The 17,620-nt window shown below is 55.9% G+C and carries 17 protein-coding genes; all 17 read left to right on the forward strand.

What is annotated here, in order from left to right; translation table 11 throughout:
* Window positions 1-140 precede the first annotated feature (140 nt).
* Window positions 141-1,049 (forward strand): LysR family transcriptional regulator, encoded by a 909-nt coding sequence (locus tag BN873_RS08835; RefSeq protein ID WP_071244101.1) that lies wholly within the window; start codon window positions 141-143, stop codon window positions 1,047-1,049.
* Window positions 1,050-1,239: 190 nt separating this feature from the next.
* Complete coding sequence (gene glmS / locus BN873_RS08840) at window positions 1,240-3,078, forward strand: glutamine--fructose-6-phosphate transaminase (isomerizing) (protein WP_048673005.1); 1,839 nt, start codon at window positions 1,240-1,242, stop codon at window positions 3,076-3,078.
* 50 nt (window positions 3,079-3,128) lie between these two features.
* Window positions 3,129-4,013 (forward strand): glucose-1-phosphate thymidylyltransferase RfbA, encoded by an 885-nt coding sequence (gene rfbA, locus BN873_RS08845; protein WP_048673007.1) that lies wholly within the window; start codon window positions 3,129-3,131, stop codon window positions 4,011-4,013.
* Window positions 4,010-4,567 carry a dTDP-4-dehydrorhamnose 3,5-epimerase gene (gene rfbC / locus BN873_RS08850; RefSeq protein WP_048673010.1) on the forward strand — a complete coding sequence of 186 codons (558 nt, stop codon included), beginning with the start codon at window positions 4,010-4,012 and terminating at the stop codon, window positions 4,565-4,567. The genes rfbA and rfbC overlap by 4 nt, the downstream gene beginning before the upstream one ends.
* Window positions 4,568-4,570: 3 nt before the next feature.
* Entirely contained in the window at window positions 4,571-5,455 is an 885-nt protein-coding gene (gene rfbD, locus BN873_RS08855; RefSeq protein ID WP_048673012.1) for a dTDP-4-dehydrorhamnose reductase, read from the forward strand.
* On the forward strand, window positions 5,445-7,142 hold the full coding sequence (gene gspE, locus BN873_RS08860; protein WP_048673013.1) for a type II secretion system ATPase GspE: 1,698 nt from the start codon (window positions 5,445-5,447) through the stop codon (window positions 7,140-7,142). The genes rfbD and gspE overlap by 11 nt, the downstream gene beginning before the upstream one ends.
* Window position 7,143: 1 nt before the next feature.
* Window positions 7,144-8,364 carry a type II secretion system F family protein gene (locus BN873_RS08865; protein WP_048673015.1) on the forward strand — a complete coding sequence of 407 codons (1,221 nt, stop codon included), beginning with the start codon at window positions 7,144-7,146 and terminating at the stop codon, window positions 8,362-8,364.
* 67 nt (window positions 8,365-8,431) lie between these two features.
* Window positions 8,432-8,866 carry a type II secretion system major pseudopilin GspG gene (gene gspG, locus BN873_RS08870; RefSeq protein WP_048673017.1) on the forward strand — a complete coding sequence of 145 codons (435 nt, stop codon included), beginning with the start codon at window positions 8,432-8,434 and terminating at the stop codon, window positions 8,864-8,866.
* A gap of 10 nt (window positions 8,867-8,876) precedes the next feature.
* Window positions 8,877-9,353, forward strand: coding sequence for a GspH/FimT family protein (locus BN873_RS08875; protein WP_053085281.1), 477 nt, complete (start codon window positions 8,877-8,879; stop codon window positions 9,351-9,353).
* A complete protein-coding gene (locus tag BN873_RS18775; protein ID WP_053085282.1) occupies window positions 9,350-9,802 on the forward strand; it encodes a type IV pilus modification PilV family protein in 453 nt (150 codons plus the stop codon). The genes BN873_RS08875 and BN873_RS18775 overlap by 4 nt, the downstream gene beginning before the upstream one ends.
* Window positions 9,802-10,422, forward strand: coding sequence for a type II secretion system protein GspJ (locus tag BN873_RS08885; protein ID WP_048673021.1), 621 nt, complete (start codon window positions 9,802-9,804; stop codon window positions 10,420-10,422). The genes BN873_RS18775 and BN873_RS08885 overlap by 1 nt, the downstream gene beginning before the upstream one ends.
* Window positions 10,419-11,336, forward strand: coding sequence for a type II secretion system minor pseudopilin (locus tag BN873_RS08890; protein WP_048673023.1), 918 nt, complete (start codon window positions 10,419-10,421; stop codon window positions 11,334-11,336). The genes BN873_RS08885 and BN873_RS08890 overlap by 4 nt, the downstream gene beginning before the upstream one ends.
* A 31-nt stretch (window positions 11,337-11,367) precedes the next feature.
* Window positions 11,368-12,447 (forward strand): PilN domain-containing protein, encoded by a 1,080-nt coding sequence (locus BN873_RS08895; protein WP_139031679.1) that lies wholly within the window; start codon window positions 11,368-11,370, stop codon window positions 12,445-12,447.
* Entirely contained in the window at window positions 12,447-13,046 is a 600-nt protein-coding gene (gene gspM, locus BN873_RS08900; protein ID WP_048673027.1) for a type II secretion system protein GspM, read from the forward strand. Before BN873_RS08895 ends, gspM begins: the two co-directional genes overlap by 1 nt.
* Window positions 13,047-13,673 carry a hypothetical protein gene (locus BN873_RS08905; RefSeq protein ID WP_048673029.1) on the forward strand — a complete coding sequence of 209 codons (627 nt, stop codon included), beginning with the start codon at window positions 13,047-13,049 and terminating at the stop codon, window positions 13,671-13,673. It abuts the gene before it with no gap.
* A gap of 21 nt (window positions 13,674-13,694) precedes the next feature.
* On the forward strand, window positions 13,695-16,007 hold the full coding sequence (gspD, locus tag BN873_RS08910; RefSeq protein WP_082161185.1) for a type II secretion system secretin GspD: 2,313 nt from the start codon (window positions 13,695-13,697) through the stop codon (window positions 16,005-16,007).
* 267 nt (window positions 16,008-16,274) lie between these two features.
* Window positions 16,275-17,471, forward strand: coding sequence for a hypothetical protein (locus BN873_RS08915; protein WP_048673034.1), 1,197 nt, complete (start codon window positions 16,275-16,277; stop codon window positions 17,469-17,471).
* Window positions 17,472-17,620 lie beyond the last annotated feature (149 nt).

A 17,620-nucleotide genomic window follows, 5' to 3' on the forward strand; every position in this document is an offset into this window, starting at 1 on the left:
GTCGCTATCAGAAACTGGATGTAGTCTTCATCTGTGACTTTCGGTGGGTTCATAACCTTCCTTATCGCTCTTTATCAACCAACTGCGTAACTCCTAATTGATTAACTGTATTCGACACGTTGACAGTTATGGGTGCGACCATGGATACGTTCATCGGGATGCGGACATTCGCCACCGTCGTAAAAACCGGCTCTTTCACCGCAGCGGCGAACCGCTTGGGGATTTCTAAGGCACTAGCCAGCAAGTATTTAAACGAATTAGAAAAAAAGCTTGGCGTGCGCTTGCTCAATCGCACCACCCGCCACCTGCATCTGACCGAAGCGGGTCAAATCTACTACGACCGCTGCCAAGCGCTGCTGGAAGCCGTCGATGAACTTGAGGCGGCGATTCAGGATCGCCAGGATTCTCCACGAGGCCACTTGACGATCACCGCGCCGCAAACCTTCGGCGAGATGTATCTCACTCAAGTCATCGCCGACTTTTTGGAGCGATGCCCGCAAGTCACCGTCGAGATCAATCTGACGGATCGTTTCGCTCATTTGCTGGAAGAAGGTTTCGACCTGGGCATCCGCATCTGTGAAATAGCCGATTCCAGCTTGATCGCGCGTCGTTTAACCGCCATCCGCGTCGTCACCTGCGCCGCATCGCATTATCTGGAGCGCCGGGCCGCGCCGGCGCATCCGCGCGAATTGCGAAACCATCCCTGTGTGGTGGACAGCAACATCGACGGTTCCGGGCGTTGGCCTTATGTGATCGACGGAGAACGCCGGAACATTGAGGTGGGAACCGTCTGTCGCACCAACAACGCGCGGGTGGCGCGCGAATTAGTGTTGGCGGGAGCCGGAATCGGTCTGTGCCCGGCTTACGCCATCGCCGACGCGGTGCGCGACGGTCGGTTGCGGGTGCTGCTGCAAGATTATCAAGCGTTGGAATACGGCTTGTACATCATCTACCCGCACCGCAAGTATCTATCCGCTAAAGTCCGCGCGTTCATCGAATTCCTGACTGCCCGTTTCAACGGCCATTTTGAATGGGTAGGATGCTGCTAACAGCCCGTGCCGCGCGTGGACGGAAACCCTGGATCGGGACGAATCTGGCCGTGCGGTCAGATTTCTTGCACCCGAACCACTGTACTCTTATTTCAGGACAGCTTGGCGTATTGCGGCTTGTGTCCCACCCAGCAAGCCGTTACTCTGATTAATTAATCTTCCCAAACTTATTGAACGACCAGAAACCGTTATGTGTGGAATCGTTGGCGCTATCGGCGAGCGCAATATGACCCCTATCCTGCTCGAAGGGCTGCGGCGGCTGGAATATCGCGGCTATGACTCGGCAGGTATCGTCACTCTTGATCAGCGGGATAACCAACTGCACCGGGTCCGAACAGTCGGCAAGGTACAAACTCTGGCAGAACGCTTGCAGCAGGAACCGGCACGCGGGTCACTGGGCCTCGCTCACACGCGCTGGGCTACCCATGGCGAACCATCCGAGCGCAACGCTCACCCCCACCTGAGCAATAATTCCATCGCGGTGGTGCATAACGGGATCATCGAAAACTACCAGGAACTCAAGACCAAACTCACCGCCGCCGGTTATCAATTTGTCTCCGATACCGATACGGAAGTGGTCGCCCATCTGACCGATCAGCACCTGCGGCAAAACGGCGGCGATTTGCTGGCGGCAGTCCGCCAAACCGCAGCGCAATTGACTGGCGCCTACAGTTTGGGGGTGATGTGCCGGGATGATCCAGATCGCTTGATCGCCGCGCGCGCCGGCAGCCCGTTGGTACTGGGAATCGGTATCGAAGAGCATTTCATCGCCTCGGATGTTTTCGCCCTCGTGCCAGTCACGCAGAGCTTCGTCTTTCTCGAAGAAGGGGATATCGCCGAAGTTCAACGGGAACGTTTTACCATTTATGATCGGGACGGCAACGCGGTCGAACGACCCCTATCCTACGCCGGCCAGATGGGCGGCACAGCGGGTAAAAGCGGCTACCGCCATTTCATGCTCAAGGAAATCTTCGAGCAGCCGACCGTAGTTGCCGAGACCCTGGAAGGGCGCGTGCATCAAGGTCGTTTGTTGGAGGACAGCTTCGGCCCCGAAGCCGGGCCGCTGTTTGATCAAGTACAAGGCGTGCATATCGTCGCCTGCGGCACCAGTTATCACGCTGGTCTAGTCGCCCGTTACTGGTTGGAAAATCTGGGAATCCCCTGTACGGTTGAAGTTGCCAGCGAGTACCGCTATCGCCGTAGCGTGACCCCGCCCAATACGCTGTTCGTTACCATCTCCCAATCCGGCGAAACTGCCGATACCTTGGCAGCCTTGCGTGCGGCAAAGGAGCGCGGCTATCTAACCACGCTGGCCATTTGCAACGTCGCTGAAAGTTCGCTGGTACGCGAATCGGCCTTGACGCTGTTAACGCGCGCCGGTCGGGAAATCGGGGTCGCCTCCACCAAGGCGTTCACCACACAACTGGTCGCTTTACGCTTGCTGGCGCTACTGCTTGGTCGCTGCCATGGCCTCAGTGAAAGCGATGAAACAGCGCTGGCACGGGATTTGGAGTTATTACCCAAAGCATTGGAAAGAGCGCTGGCGTTGCATGAGGCCATTGAGCGAATGGCGGAATCTTTCGCAGAGAAACATCATGCCCTGTTCCTGGGGCGTGGCCCTCAATATCCAATCGCAATGGAAGGCGCGCTGAAGCTCAAGGAAATCTCCTATATCCATGCGGAAGCGTACCCGGCGGGGGAGTTGAAGCATGGACCGCTTGCCTTAGTCGATGCCGACATGCCCGTGGTCTGCGTGTTACCCAAGGATGGCCTGCTGGAAAAAGTGTTGTCCAACCTTCAGGAAGTACGGGCACGCGGCGGCGAGTTGTTCCTGTTCGCCGACAGCGAAGTGGACACCCATCTCAGCGGCGTCAGCACACATGTCCTGTCCTTGGGAGCCGTCCCGGAATCCATTGCGCCCATCGTCTTCACCGTACCCCTACAGCTACTCGCCTATCATGTTGCCATCCTCAAGGGTACCGATGTCGATCAGCCGCGCAACTTGGCCAAATCGGTCACGGTCGAATAACGTTAACGTCTTTTCCAGCCCACTATCATCGCAATCACACATAACCTTTCATGGCACACAAAGGGATCATTCTCGCCGGCGGTTCCGGTACGCGCCTGCATCCGCTGACCGTTTCGGTTAGCAAGCAGCTCATGCCGATCTATGACAAGCCGATGATTTACTATCCGGTCGCCACGCTGCTGCTGGCTGGCATCCGCGATATCCTCATCATCACGACTCCTCGCGACCAAGAGGCTTATCAGGTCTTGCTCGGCGATGGCAGCCAATGGGGGATAGCGTTTCACTACGCGAGCCAACCCAGTCCCGACGGGCTGGCCCAAGCTTTCTTAATCGGTGAGCAATTTATTGGCACAGATCGGGTCTGTCTGATTCTCGGTGACAACATTTATTATGGCCAGGGCTTGTCGGCGGTGCTGCGCCGTGCGACTGCCCGCGAGCACGGCGCAACCGTGTTTGGCTACTACGTGCGCGATCCTGAACGGTACGGTGTGGTCAGTTTTGATTCCCAGGGTCGAGCAGTCGCCATTGAGGAAAAGCCGAAAATCCCCAAATCCAATTATGCGGTGACCGGCCTGTATTTTTATGATAACGACGTGGTGAACGTCGCCAAGAACATCAGCCCTTCTCCGCGTGGTGAGCTGGAAATCACCGATGTGAACCGAGTTTATCTGGATCGCGGCGAACTCAACGTCGAGCTGTTGGGACGCGGTTATGCCTGGCTGGATACTGGCACCCACGAATCACTCTTAGCTGCCGCCCATTTCGTCCAGGTTGTTGAGCAGCGGCAAGGCTTGAAAGTGGCTTGCCCCGAAGAAGTCGCTTGGCGGATGAAGTTTATCGACGACAGCCAACTGGCACGATTGGCGGAGCCACTCGCCAAGAGCGGTTATGGCCAATATCTGCTGGAACTGCTTGAGCGGAAACAAGCGCCATGAACGTGATTGCCACAGGACTGCCCGGCGTCTTGCTTTTGGAACCGAAAGTGTTCGGTGACGCGCGTGGTTTTTTCATGGAGACCTGGCAGGCGGCACGCTATCGTGAGGCCGGTATGCCGGAGCGCTTCGTCCAGGATAACCATTCGCGTTCACAACGCGGCGTGTTGCGTGGTTTGCATTATCAAATGGTTCAGCCGCAAGGCAAATTGGTCTGGGTAACGCGCGGTGCAGTGTTCGATGTAGCGGTGGACATCCGGCGTGGTTCGCCCACTTTCGGCCGCTGGTATGGCTGCATTCTCGACGATCAGGATCATCGTCAGCTCTATATTCCGCCGGGCTTTGCCCACGGTTTCTGCGTCATCTCTGAGGAAGCCGATTTCTTTTATAAATGCACTGATTATTACCATCCTGCCTCTGAGTGCGGGATCGCCTGGGACGATCCAGACATTGGTATTGCATGGCCCCTGCGGGACGTTGGGTTATCGGCCAAAGATCAGGCCAATCCGCGACTAGCGGCGCAGCTTGCCGAAAAGCTGCCAGCTTACGAGGGTTAAACGGTGCGATTGGCGATCATCGGTGCGAAGGGCCAGGTCGGTTGGGAATTGCAGCGTCGCGCTCTAGCCTTGGGGCATGAGGTGCTCGCTTGGGATGTTGCAGAATTGGACATCACCCAACCCGCCGCCGTAGATCAGGCATTAGCGACCAGCGGCGTGCAGGCCGTGATCAACGCGGCGGCCTATACGGCCGTTGACCGGGCGGAGCAAGAACCGGAGCGGGCGTTTGCGGTCAACCGTGATGGCCCAGCCCATCTCGCTTTCTCCTGCGCCCAGATGAACATTCCGCTGCTGCATATTTCCACTGACTATGTGTTCGATGGTTCGAAATCCGGTCCTTATACTGAGGACGATCCGGCCGCACCGCTGGGCGTGTATGGCCAAAGCAAATGGGCAGGTGATCAGGCGGTGCAGCGCTTGCTGCCCCAGCACCTGATTTTACGGGTCAGTTGGGTATTTGGGATGGAGGGCCAAAACTTCGTTAAGACTATCTTGCGGCTAGCGCGTGAGCGGGCGGAATTGCGCGTGGTGGTTGACCAGCACGGGTGTCCGACCTATGCCGGCGCGATTGCCGATATCCTACTCAATCTCGTAGGGCGGCTTCGGGAAATCGAAACCGGCAACCTGTGGGGCACTTATCATTATTGTGGTGCTCCGGCCACGACCTGGCACGGCTTCGCCAGTGCCATCGTCGAGCAAGCCCGGCACTACGAACCCTTGAAGGCCGACAAAGTAATGGCCATCACGACTGCGGAATATCCGACGCCTGCCGCGCGTCCAGTCAATTCCGTGCTTGATGGCTCACGCCTGACCGACCGCTTCGGAATTCACCCGAGCGCTTGGCAAAGCGATCTTTCCACCCTGTTGAGCGCCCTTTATGAGCGTTGATCTTGGCGAATTGCTGGTCGAACACCAGAAACTGGCCGATGCCGATCTACAGCGCGCCCGGCGTGTTCAGGACAGCACTGGCGAAGCGCTTGATACCCTGCTGGTCAAGCTGGGCCTGGTGTCGGAACGCGATTTGGCCGAAGCGGTCGCCACGCGATTGGATTTGCCGCTGATCAAACCCGCCGACTATCCAGAAATCCCAGTCACCAATGGTGCGATTTCGGCACGGTTCCTTAAGGAATCGCGTGCGATCCCGCTCTTTGAGGACGAGCGTGGCTTAGCGGTGGCGATGGCCAATCCCACCGATCATTACGTTTTGTCGGCATTGCATCTCGCAACGGGTAAGCCGATCTTGCCGCGCGTCGGTATTCCTTCAGAGCTGGAAATCGCATTCGAGCGGCTCTACGGCAGCGGCCGTTCGGCGATGGGCCAGATCGTCGATTCGATTGGCCTGGCTGATGATCTGACCGATGAGGATCAGATCCAGCATCTCAAGGATTTGGCCAGCGAGGCGCCGGTCATTCGGTTGGTCAATCTCATGATCGCCCGCGCCGTTGAATCACGCGCCTCCGATATTCACATCGAGCCATTCGAAAATCGCCTTAAAGTCCGCTACCGGGTGGACGGTGTGTTGCGCGAAGTTGAATCACCCCCATCCCGGCTGTCGGCGGCGGTGATCTCGCGCATCAAGATCATGGCCAAGCTGAACATCGCCGAGCGGCGTTTACCGCAAGATGGGCGAATTCAATTGCGCGCCCAAGGCAAGGAAATCGATCTGCGCGTCTCCACCGTGCCCACGCTGTGGGGCGAAAGCGTGGTGATGCGTATTCTCGATAAAGCCAGCGTGGTGCTGGATTTCGAGACTTTGGGGTTCAGTCCGCGTACTCTCAAGCGCTTCCTGGAGATTTTGCATCTGCCGCATGGCATCATTCTGGTCACTGGCCCGACCGGCTCCGGTAAAACCACCACCCTTTACACCGCCTTGCAAACCCTCAACACGCCGGAACGCAAGATCCTGACGGTTGAAGATCCGGTCGAATATCAACTGGAAGGGATCAACCAGATCCAAGTCAAACCACAAATTAATCTCACCTTCGCCAACGCTCTGCGCTCCATTGTCCGCCAGGACCCGGATGTCATCATGATCGGCGAAATGCGCGATTTGGAAACGGCCGGTATCGCAGTGCAGTCGGCCTTGACCGGCCATTTGGTGCTCTCAACCCTGCATACTAACGATGCGGCTGGCAGTGTGACCCGTTTACTGGACATGGGCGTGGACGATTATCTGCTGACCTCAACCATTAACGGCATCCTTGCCCAGCGTTTGGTGCGGCTGCTCTGTACCCGCTGCCGTGAGCCGTATCCGGTCTTGCCGGAATTGTCCGAGGAAATGCGGCTGCACCGTTTCAGCACTAGCGACCCTATCACCCTCTATAAAGCGGTCGGTTGCGAGCAGTGCGGCGGCAGTGGCTATCGGGGGCGAGCCGCGATCATGGAGTTTTTGGTGATGAGCGACCCGCTACGCCGTTTGGTGTTGAAACATACCGATGCGACGGTACTGCAAACCGAAGCCCAAAAAGAAGGCATGGACACCATGTATGAGGATGGCCTGCGTAAAGCGGTTGCGGGGCTGACCACCATTGAGGAAGTGTTGCGGGTAACGACTCTACAGGAGCAAGAAGCCTAAGATGCCCCGTTATCGCTATGAGGCAGTGGACGCCAGCGGCGAGGTGCTGCGTGATGAGATGGAAGCGCCCAGCCAAGAGGCGGTGATCGCACAACTGCGCGACGGGGGGTTGCTGCCACTGTCGGTTGCCGAAGCGAAAGGCGGCTTTCTGCGTGGCGCGCTTGGTCAGCCGCTGTTCAGCAAGCGCCGCGCACTATCCCGCAAGGCTGTCACCCTGATCACCCAACAACTGGCCAGCCTGCTGAGCGCTGGAATGCCGCTGGATCGGGCGCTGACGATCCTGATCAGTGTTTCCGAAGACGAGCACACCAAGCCTCTGCTGGAACGGGTGCAGGAAAAGGTACGCGGCGGCTCAACGCTGGCTGATGCTTTGGAAGCACAAGGTGTCTTTTCGCGTTTTTATCTGAACATGGTTCGCGCCGGTGAAGCCGGCGGCGCTTTAGAAACGGTATTGAAGCGTTTGACCGAATTTCTGGAGCGCTCACAAGCTTTGCGGGAAACCGTCACCTCAGCGCTGATCTATCCGATCATCTTGCTGTCGGTGGCGGCGTTATCGGTGATTATTCTGCTCACTTTTGTAGTACCACAATTTCAACGCTTGTTCGCCGACGCCGGCAAGGCATTGCCGCTGGCGACCCAGATCGTTATCGCCGTTGGCGATGGCTTCCGGCATTATTGGTGGGTGGGTTTGATCGTGATCGGATTGATCGTGACGGTGGCCCGTCAGCGTTTGAGCCAGCCGGAGAACCGACTGCGTTGGGATCGCCGGTTACTGCGCATCCCTCTGTTAGGCGATCTGATTGCCAAGGTTGAAACCGCACGCTTATCCCGCACTTTGGGAACATTGCTGGGCAATGGGGTCTCCTTATTGAATGCGTTGACCATCGTGCGCGAGACGCTGAGCAATCGGGTTTTAGCAAATGCGCTGGGCGAGGTTTCTGAACACACCAAAACCGGGCGTGGCTTGGCCGAACCGTTGCTGGAAACCGGCAATTTCCCCAAGCTGGCGGTGCAGATGATCCGCGTCGGTGAAGAGACTGGCCAGCTACAAGAGATGCTGCTTCAGGTTGCCGACACCTATGACAATGAGGTGCAAACCGCCGTCAAGCGGCTGTTGATGCTCCTGGAGCCGGCTTTAATTCTGGGGCTGGGCGTCATCATCGCCGGGATCATCATGTCTATTCTGGTGGCAATCCTCAGTTTGAATGAACTGGCTTTTTGAGCATTTTTCTAAGCCGGCTGATCCTTTGCTCACCGGCCGACAAGTCACTTTTTTAGGTGTGTAATCGATGAAATATCAACGCTTTCAACGTCGGTCGGGCTTTACCCTGATCGAATTGCTCGTCGTGCTGGTCATTCTGGGATTATTGGCCGGCTTGGTCGGACCGCAAGTCATGAAATACCTCGGCGGCGCCAATACCAAAACCGCTAAATTGCAAATCGAAGACTTCAGCACGGCCCTTGATGCGTTCCGACTCGACATGGGGCGCTATCCATCCAGCAATGAAGGTTTGCAGGCCCTGGTCACGGCACCGGGTGGAACTAACCGCTGGAATGGTCCTTACTTGCGCAAAAACCTCGTTCCCAAAGATCCTTGGGGCAACGATTACCAGTATCGGGCACCCGGTCAGCGCAGCGGTGGCGCGTTCGATTTGTATTCGCTGGGCGCCGATAACGCCGAGGGCGGCGATGGGGAAAACCAGGACGTATTAGGTTGGCATTAAGGAACTTCGGGTGAGCCGAATCACGCGCTCGTATCCCCAACAGCGCGGGTTTACCCTGCTGGAACTGTTGGTGGTGCTGGTGATTGCTGTGCTCCTAGTTTCGGTGGCACCACCGCTGTTAAGTGCCATGAGCGGAGCCACTGAATTGCGCGGCGCGGCGCGGCAAATCGCTGCCGGTTTGCGCTTAGCGCGCAACCTGGCCATCACCCATCAAGCCGAAGCAGTGATGAGCCTGGATCTGGCGCAACGACGCTTCGCCATCAGCGGTGATCCGCGCGAGGTCACATTGCCGGAAAGCTTGGCTCTGCACCTTTATACCGCACAGTCGGAGTTACGGGATCAGACAACCGGCAGCATCCGGTTTTTCCCCGACGGCAGTTCTACGGGCGGAGCGGTCACGGTCAGTGGCCCAAAGCTAGCGTATCGCGTCAATGTCGATTGGTTGACTGGTGCTATCGCCATCGTCGAAGAGGATAAGCCACGGTGAAGGGTCTGCTCGTTTTTGGCGCAGTTGATCCACACCCGGCTCTTGCCCAACAGCGGGGCTTTTCGTTGCTCGAAGTGCTGGTGGCTTTCGCCATCCTCGGCATTTCGCTAGGCGTCTTGCTGCAAACCTTCGCCACTGGACTGCGCAATGCGGGAGCCTCCGAAGACTATACCCAGGCCACGTTGTATGCGGAATCGATCCTGTCGGCCATTGGCCGGGAAACTCCGCTCAAGGAAGGCAATCATTCTGGCCCGATTAATGATCGGTTCTCGTGGCGCAGCGCGATCAGCGCCTATACGGAAGGTTTGCCGGACCCTGAAAAAATCCGGGCAAGGGCCTATCGGGTTGATGTTGAGGTACTTTGGGGTGAGCCGGCGAAAAGCCGCTCGGTCAAGCTGGCCACATTACGCTTGGCTCCGCTCGAACCTGCCAACGGTCAGAGAAATTGATGGCCGCACCCCTTCTCGGCTCACGCGCTGGTCAAGCCGGCTTTACATTGCTGGAGCTGGTGATTGCGATCACCTTGATGGGATTGATCCTGGTTGTGTTATACAGCGGCCTGCGGCTGGGGTTAAACGGCTCGGAAAGCGGCGAGCAGCGCGCGGAGTCCACCGACCGTTTGCGGCTGGTCCAGGAATTCTTACGGCGCCAACTGGCTCAGTCGATGACCGTTTACCAAGCAAATGATCAAAAAGAACAGGTGGTGGTGTTTGCCGGCCAACCCAACAGCATCGACTTTGTAGCGCCGATGCTGACCCAATTAGGTCAAGGCGGTCTATATCGGGTGAGGGTCGGCCTTGCCGACGGGCGATTACAGGTGCGCTGGCGGCCCTATCAGCCGGATGATCCCAACGCCGGTGCGGAACAGCAAAAAGTGCTGTTGGAGGGTGTATCGAAGATAGAATGGGCCTATTTTGGCTCGGAGCGAGACGATGATCCGGAACCACCCCGCTGGCATACTGAATGGTCCAGCCCCCAACGGCGACCGTCTTTGGTGCGGTTGAACCTACAAGGCCAGCAAACCTGGCCGGATCTCGTCGTTGCCTTGGTCGATGGGCCTCCACGATGAACCATCATCCCATGACCGCCGGTTGTGTTTCGCCAAGCACCCAACGAGGCATGATCCTGGTCATCGTCCTCTGGATCGTCACGTTGCTGGCGGTGCTCGCCGGTACTTTCGCTTATGCCATGCGAATCGAAACCCGTCTGGCGAGCAGTACGGTCGAGCGAGCGCAAGCGCGGGCGTTGGCCGAGGCCGGCATGGTTTACGCCGTAGCCTGGCAACTGGATCACGAGGCGAGCCGCACGTCTTGGCCCCCCAACGGTGATCCCCACCTCTGGGCTTTTGGCGGCGGACAAGTGCAAATTCGAGTGTCCGACGTTTTTGGCCTGGTCAATCTCAACACCGCCGATGCGGAGTTGTTGAAAACCTTATTCGCGGGGGCCGGGGTCGAACCCGGCCAACAGGAGCGCTTAGCGGAAGCGATCTTGGAGTCGCGTCAATTAGGCCAGTCCGGGATGCAGTCTAATACCGGCTTTGGCCCCACTGGCTTCCTAGGAGGTTCTAGCCTGAACAGCGTTCGCTTTGCAAGCGTTGAAGAATTACAGAAAATTGCCGGAATCACCCCGGAAATCTATCACCGGATTGCCGCTGTACTCACGACGTTTTCAAATCATCAGGGCGTCAATCCCGAACTGGCGTCCGCAGATTTATTGCAGGCTCTAGGCTTTGATGAGCGAACCGTTGCCGACTATATCGTGGCACGGGCGCGGGCTGCGGCCGATGGCGCTGATACGCCACCGCTGCCCGGAATTGACAAACAATCCTTTTTTTCGGCCGGTGGAACTATGAAGGTTTATCATATCGCGACCACAGCAGAGGCAGAGACCGGCACAACCGCTACCCTCCGTGTGGTCGTCGATCCTCGGGCCATCCCATCGGGGCAAACGATGCGCTTGCTGTCTTGGCGTGATGGAAGATAACAACCAGCAAGAAGTAGAGGCCGGATAAGCCGTGTCGTCAAGTTTACAGTCCTTGAGAATCACTCCCCGAAGTAGCTGGAATGCTTTTTGGCGCTGGTGGCGAGATGGCTTACTCGCGTGGTTGCCGTTAGGTATCCGCCGCTGGCTGACCGGTTCGACACGGCGGCTCGTTGTGTCCGTCGAAGATAACCAGCTTGCCCTGCTACGCGAGGATGCCGACCAGGGCCAAGAATTGGCACGGTTCGACCGGCTAACTCCCGACTGGAAAGCAGTTACTGACTGGTTCAAAGCAGAGAAACCGCACCAGATGGTTTTGCGATTTCCCGCCAGCCAGGGGCTGACGAAAATCCTATCGTTGCCATTGGCTGCGGAAAAGAATCCCCGCCAAGTCGCCGGCTTTGAAATGGATCGGCTGACCCCATTTAGCGCTGCACAAGTTTATTACGATATCAACGTGTTGGAGCGCCAGATCGAACAACGCCGCTTACGGGTCGAACTGACTGCGTTACCACGCACCGGAATCGATCTGGTTCTCACCGACATGCAACAGTGGAGTTTGCGGCCTGATGTTTTGAACATCGTCGGTGGTAGCCCTGCACAAAATCTATTGCCCCCAGAGCAGCGACCTGCACGGCGCGGTTTGTCGGAACAGCGGCTGCTCACGGCACTGATAGTAGGCGCTCTGGCATTGGTAGGGATTGCTGCCGTTCTGCCAATCTGGCAGCAGCGTCAGATGCTACTCAGCGCTATCAAGAAAACCGAGCAACTTAAGCAAGCCGCTGACCAAGCTCTTATGCTACGCGATCAATTGGATCGGACGTTGGAATCTTCGCGGATGCTGCCGGAGAAGAAACAGGGATTCCCCCCCAGTCTTAATGTGCTACAAGAGCTAACTGCCATTCTTCCCGAGGACACCTGGTTGGAGCGCTTGCAGGTCAAGGGAGATACTCTACAAATTATCGGTCAATCCGCCAAAGCTTCAGCGCTGGTCGGCATCATCGAAGCTTCGCGCCTGTTCAACAGCGCGGGGTTCATGTCACCGGTGACCACCGATCCTAGAACCAGCAAGGAACGTTTCGTGTTGGGCGCACGGATTCGGAGAGAACCTTGATGATCACTCCAAATCCAGTGGGTTGGAGACAGCGGCTGGGCGCCTTAATCTTGCTGCTAATCCTAGGAATCGGCATAGTCTATTTTCTAGTGAATCAGGGATTGGTTGCCCGCTACAACTTTTATCAGGACCGTTTCGCACAGCAACAAAGTCGCTTAGAACAGCTGGAACGGATGGCTGCCAGTCGGGAACCGATCCAGCAACTCATTACCGGCATCAACCAAGACCGTAATGCCATCGTCCAGTATTTACCCCAAGCCACACCCGCAGTCGCAGGCGCTGAATTGCAACAACGGGTTAAAGCGGTGGTGGAAGCTGCGGGTGGTACTTTGCGCAGTACTCAGGCGTTGCCACCCGCCGACGAAGGCAACACGATTAAAGTAACCGTTAGTGTGAATCTGACAGGCGATACGGAAACCTTGCAAAAGATCTTGCACGAGTTGGAAGCTCAAACTCCGCTCCTCTTAGTGGATAATCTGGATGTTACCGCGCGGGAAAACCGGCCGCGACTCACTAATGGTCGAGTCGCTAACTACTCTCGAATCCAGCTTACCGTGCAGTTAGAGGTTTCAGGTTACTTGCGTAAGGTAGGGAATTAAGTGTCAGCCAAGACGGCGGGTATTCTGTTCTGGTTGTTTGTTGCAGCGTTAGCGGGGGCAGCTATCTATTGGGAGCTGCGCCATCCGCCACAAGCGCCTATCACCAATCAAACAGCCAAACGACCGCTTGAATTGCCATCGGTAACGCCGGTTCAGCCATTTCGTTTGCCGGTGCGCCAGTTCTACGGTGACATTATCAATCGTCCAGTGTTCATCCCCGCGCGCCGCCCTGAGCCACCGCCGCCACCTGAGGAAGAACAAGCACCAAAACCGCCACCCGCGCCCGAGCAAAAATTCACGCTGCTGGGGATACTGATTGCGCCTGGTCTCCAAGCAGCACTCTTGCGGCCGCAAGAGCCAAACGCTAAAACGGTGCGAGTCAAGCAAGGTGAACTATTGGGTGAGTGGCGACTGGAGGCGATCTTTCCCAATCGGGTTATTCTGAGAAAGGATCAGATCACGCAAGAATTACCGCTGACACACCTGAAAAAGCCTGCGGGAATCCGAGGAGCGCGTGCGGGTGCCAGACCACCCCAGGTACCTGCTCCTGTATTCGGAGGCATGCCCGGATCGCCGGAATCAGCACCTGCCGCCAGCGCACCACCGCCGGTACCGCCACCGCAATAAAAAAATGTGGATAATGCATTCATGATGAAAGTTTTGTACCTGTCCATATCCAGCACGCTGCTCACCATATTGCTGGGCGCGTGCGCGACAACGCCACCCGACGAAAGCGTTGCCGATCCCAGTTCCCTCGACAGCCCAGCCCCCGCTAGCCCCCAACTGAGTGCAAAGCCCCTACCCAGAGTCGGAAGTGGGCGCGACACCGGCGCAACGGTGACTGCCAAGCCTCCGCTGATCTTGCCGGGCACAGGCAATTTTATTAATCCTAATGCAGCGACTCCACCAGCAAAGACGACCACACAAACCGCAGCCGGTGAAGTAACCCTCAATTTTGAAGGGGCTGATATTCGTGATGTGATTAAAGTTGTCTTTGAAACCCTCAAGGAAAACTACACGGTCGATCCACAAGTACAAGGTGAAGCGACCGTGCAAACCACGCGGCCCTTGGCGAAAAACCAATTGCTGCCGACGCTGGAAACTCTGCTACGGATGAGTAACGCTGTGCTCATCCGGGAAGGCGGCACCAACCGGATTATTCCGGCAGCGGGTGCCGTACAGAAAGGCAAGCTCAGCCCACGGCTAGGAGGTGGTAAGGTCGGTTACGGGGTGCGGATCGTCCCACTGCGCTACGTCAGTGCAGTGGAAATGCAGACCATTATTGCGCCGTTCCTACCTGAGGGCAGCATTCTACGGGCTGATCCTATTCGTAATTTGCTGATTCTAGCCGGTACTGGACCAGAGTTAGCTACCGTTCAGGATACGATTGATACATTTGATGTGAACTGGCTTAAAGGCATGTCCATTGGCATGTTCCGGCTGCGTAACGTGGACAGCCAGGCCATGGCGACCAACCTCAATCAACTGCTGGGTGAGGAATCCAAAACCCCGGTTGCGGGCTTGTTACGGTTTGTACCACTAAGTAAGCTTAATGCGGTGATCGTGGTCACACCGCAGGCTGAATATCTTAAAGAAGTTGCAGTTTGGATCGAGCGCTTGGATGGTGTCGGCGGTGAACGCCTATATGTCTATCAAGTACAAAATAGCCGGGCGGACTACGTGGCTGATTTGCTGAACAGCCTATTTAATTTGGGCGGTGGTGGGAGCAGTAGCCGGGGTGGTGAACTGGCGCCCGGTTTAAAACCGGCCCAATTGGGTGGATACGGCAGCAGCACCGGTAGCCTCGGCTCTAGCGGAGGATTATCGAGCGGCTCCAGTCTAGGATCGAGTTCCAGATCATCCTCTGCATCCAGAGGAACGACTTCAGCGGGTGGTTCGTCTTCGTTAGGTTCATCGACCCTCGGTGGCTCATCAGGTACGACGGGTACCCTTGGCGGTGGGCACACGAGCGGAGCAACCGGTGGCGCGGGTGGAATCAGCAGCCTGGGTTCCGGTGGGCCAAGCGCAGGCATGGAAGAGGTCCGTATCGTGGCGGATGTTGAAAATAATTCCTTACTGATCTGGGCATCCAACCAGAACTATGAGCGTATCATCAGCACCTTGCAGAAGATGGATATCACGCCTCGCCAGGTATTGATCGAGGCGACGATTGCCGAAGTAACATTAACCGGTAATCTACAATATGGAATGCAATGGTTTTTCGAGAATGGAGTCGGCTCTAATCACGGTCAGAATTTCACGGGTACCGGTTCCCTGGGTATCTCGGCAAATAATCTAACCGTTAATAATGTGCTGGCTGGTAGTTCGTTGGATACGTTTTCCTATGCAATCGCGGATGCTGCGGGTCAAGTGCGCACTCTGCTTAAAACACTGGCGAGTGATTCCAAAATAAAGGTGTTATCTTCGCCACAAATCATGGTTTTAGATAACCAGAAGGCAGTGATTCGCGTAGGCAATCAGCAACCCATCCCCACCGGTGTAACCACCACAACCAGTGGTGTAACGACTTCAGGAGGGGTAGATTACAAAGATACTGGGGTTCTTCTAGAAGTTTTACCTCGGGTCAACTCTGGTGGCTTGGTGAATATGGAGATTAAGCAGGAAGTGATTGATGTGGGGGATATTGATGATGCGACTAAACAGCGTGCGTTCTTGCAACGAAGTGTTGCCAGCAAGGTGGCCGTCCAGAGCGGCCAAACGCTGATACTCGGCGGTTTGATTCGAGACAATCGTATTGACCGTCAGCGCGGCCTGCCGGTGCTGTATAAAATTCCCGTGCTCGGTTCGCTCTTCGGCACTACAACCCAATCAACAGATCGGAGCGAACTGATCGTGCTGATCACTCCCCGCGTAGTGGAGAATACTCAGGAGGCCATCCAAGTGACCGACGAAATCAAACGTAAGATGAAACAAATTGCGCCTTTGGTTCCGGCAAGCTAGGTGGAATTGAGTAAAATTGTGGTGCATTAGGAACTTTTTGTTGTTTTTTAGCATTTTTTTGTTGTATAGTTGACAGGAAAAACGATTATCCTTTAGGCTATGATCGTGATTAGATTTTCAGCGGTGGCGGAGCGAGGGATTGTTGTTTTTTCGCCATCTGATGTTGTTTGGTTGACTTGTGGGGGGTTTCAACGTACAGTTTGTGCTGTAGTTAAAGACTCCCTTCGAACGTTGCGAATCCCTTGCTACCTTATAAGGAGCTTCAAGATGGTACGTGAATTTAAGAAAACTGGTGTTGCCGCAGCGCTGACGGGCGCTCTGCTGGCCACTGCGTCGATGAGCAGCCAGGCGACAGTTCAGCTGTCCGCACCCGGCGATGTGGTATTGGTGCCGTATGTCGTTTGCGACACGACCAAAAGTGTCAACACCATGGTTGGGTTGATTACCTTCTATAAGGAGCGGCTCGGCTTAGCAGCTGGCACCGCTGCGGCCCCTGTCTACTGGCCGGCACCGCTAGGGTTAGCCTCAGGAAATTCTCTAGTCTCTTCTGCTTCGTTACCGTCAGTTACCCGGGGTACCACGACCCGCGTTCTGCACTGGTATTTTTACAACAGCCGGAGTGAGCACCTGCTGGATGGTATCATTCCCGTCACCGATAACGACTTCGTGCGGTTCGACTGGTGCAGTACCTTACGGTCTTTGAACAAACTGACCGATTATGGCCAGGGCAAAACCCCTGGTTATATGATTTTTACTGATAATGTGGTTGACCGTGCTCCAGCTGGTGCCTTCGTCATCCCGTCGTTCGCTCTGTATGGCCACAGCTACCAAATCGCGGGTAACTGGGCTACGCAAGCGTTCATCCCTGTGATCGCGAATCCGTCTCACACCTATGTAGGCCCGGCCACACCGACCTACGATAGTGCTAATTTCATCAGTAACGTCACCAAGCGTAATGGCTATCCGGCCTTCCGTCGCCTGGTCGCTGGTACTGACTATACCGATATTGTTAGCACGGCTGGCTCTACCGGTCTAAGGCAGCGCGATGTGTATATGCGTTACTACCTGGATCCGACCCTGGCCCGGTCGAACAGCATGGTATTTTGGTTCAACGCCAATGATGACGCTCGCAAGTCGGTAGCCGGTGAAACTTACGATAGTGAGCAGAACTATCTCGCATCGTTCTCATATCCGCTGCCGGATGAGTTGAACGTGGTCACTAGCACTCCGACTGCGCCCGCTTTTCCTGGGATGATTCACACTGAAAAGGAAACCTACGGCGATAAATTCGATGTAGTTAACACCGGTATCGTTCGCTTTGGGGTTCCGGAGTTCAAGAGCAGCGTATCTTTCTCTTCTTCGGGTGTATCCTTTAACATGCTGGGCTTGGCCCCTGCTGGAACGGATTCAGTGCAGATTCAGACTGAAATGGCAACAGAAGGGCAAGACTACTTCCTATTCTAAGCGATTCGGTTTGTTGTTTTAAAAATCGGCGCCTTAGGGCGCCGATTTTTTTCCCACTAAATAACGAGATGAACTTTTTCTGATGGAGACCTTCTTAAGCAAGGATTTTCTCCTTGAGGACCGTTTTTTATGGCGAAAGTAGACTCTCG

Origin of the sequence: Candidatus Competibacter denitrificans Run_A_D11 (assembly GCF_001051235.1) — a bacterium.
GTDB classification, from domain to species: Bacteria; Pseudomonadota; Gammaproteobacteria; order Competibacterales; family Competibacteraceae; genus Competibacter_A; species Competibacter_A denitrificans.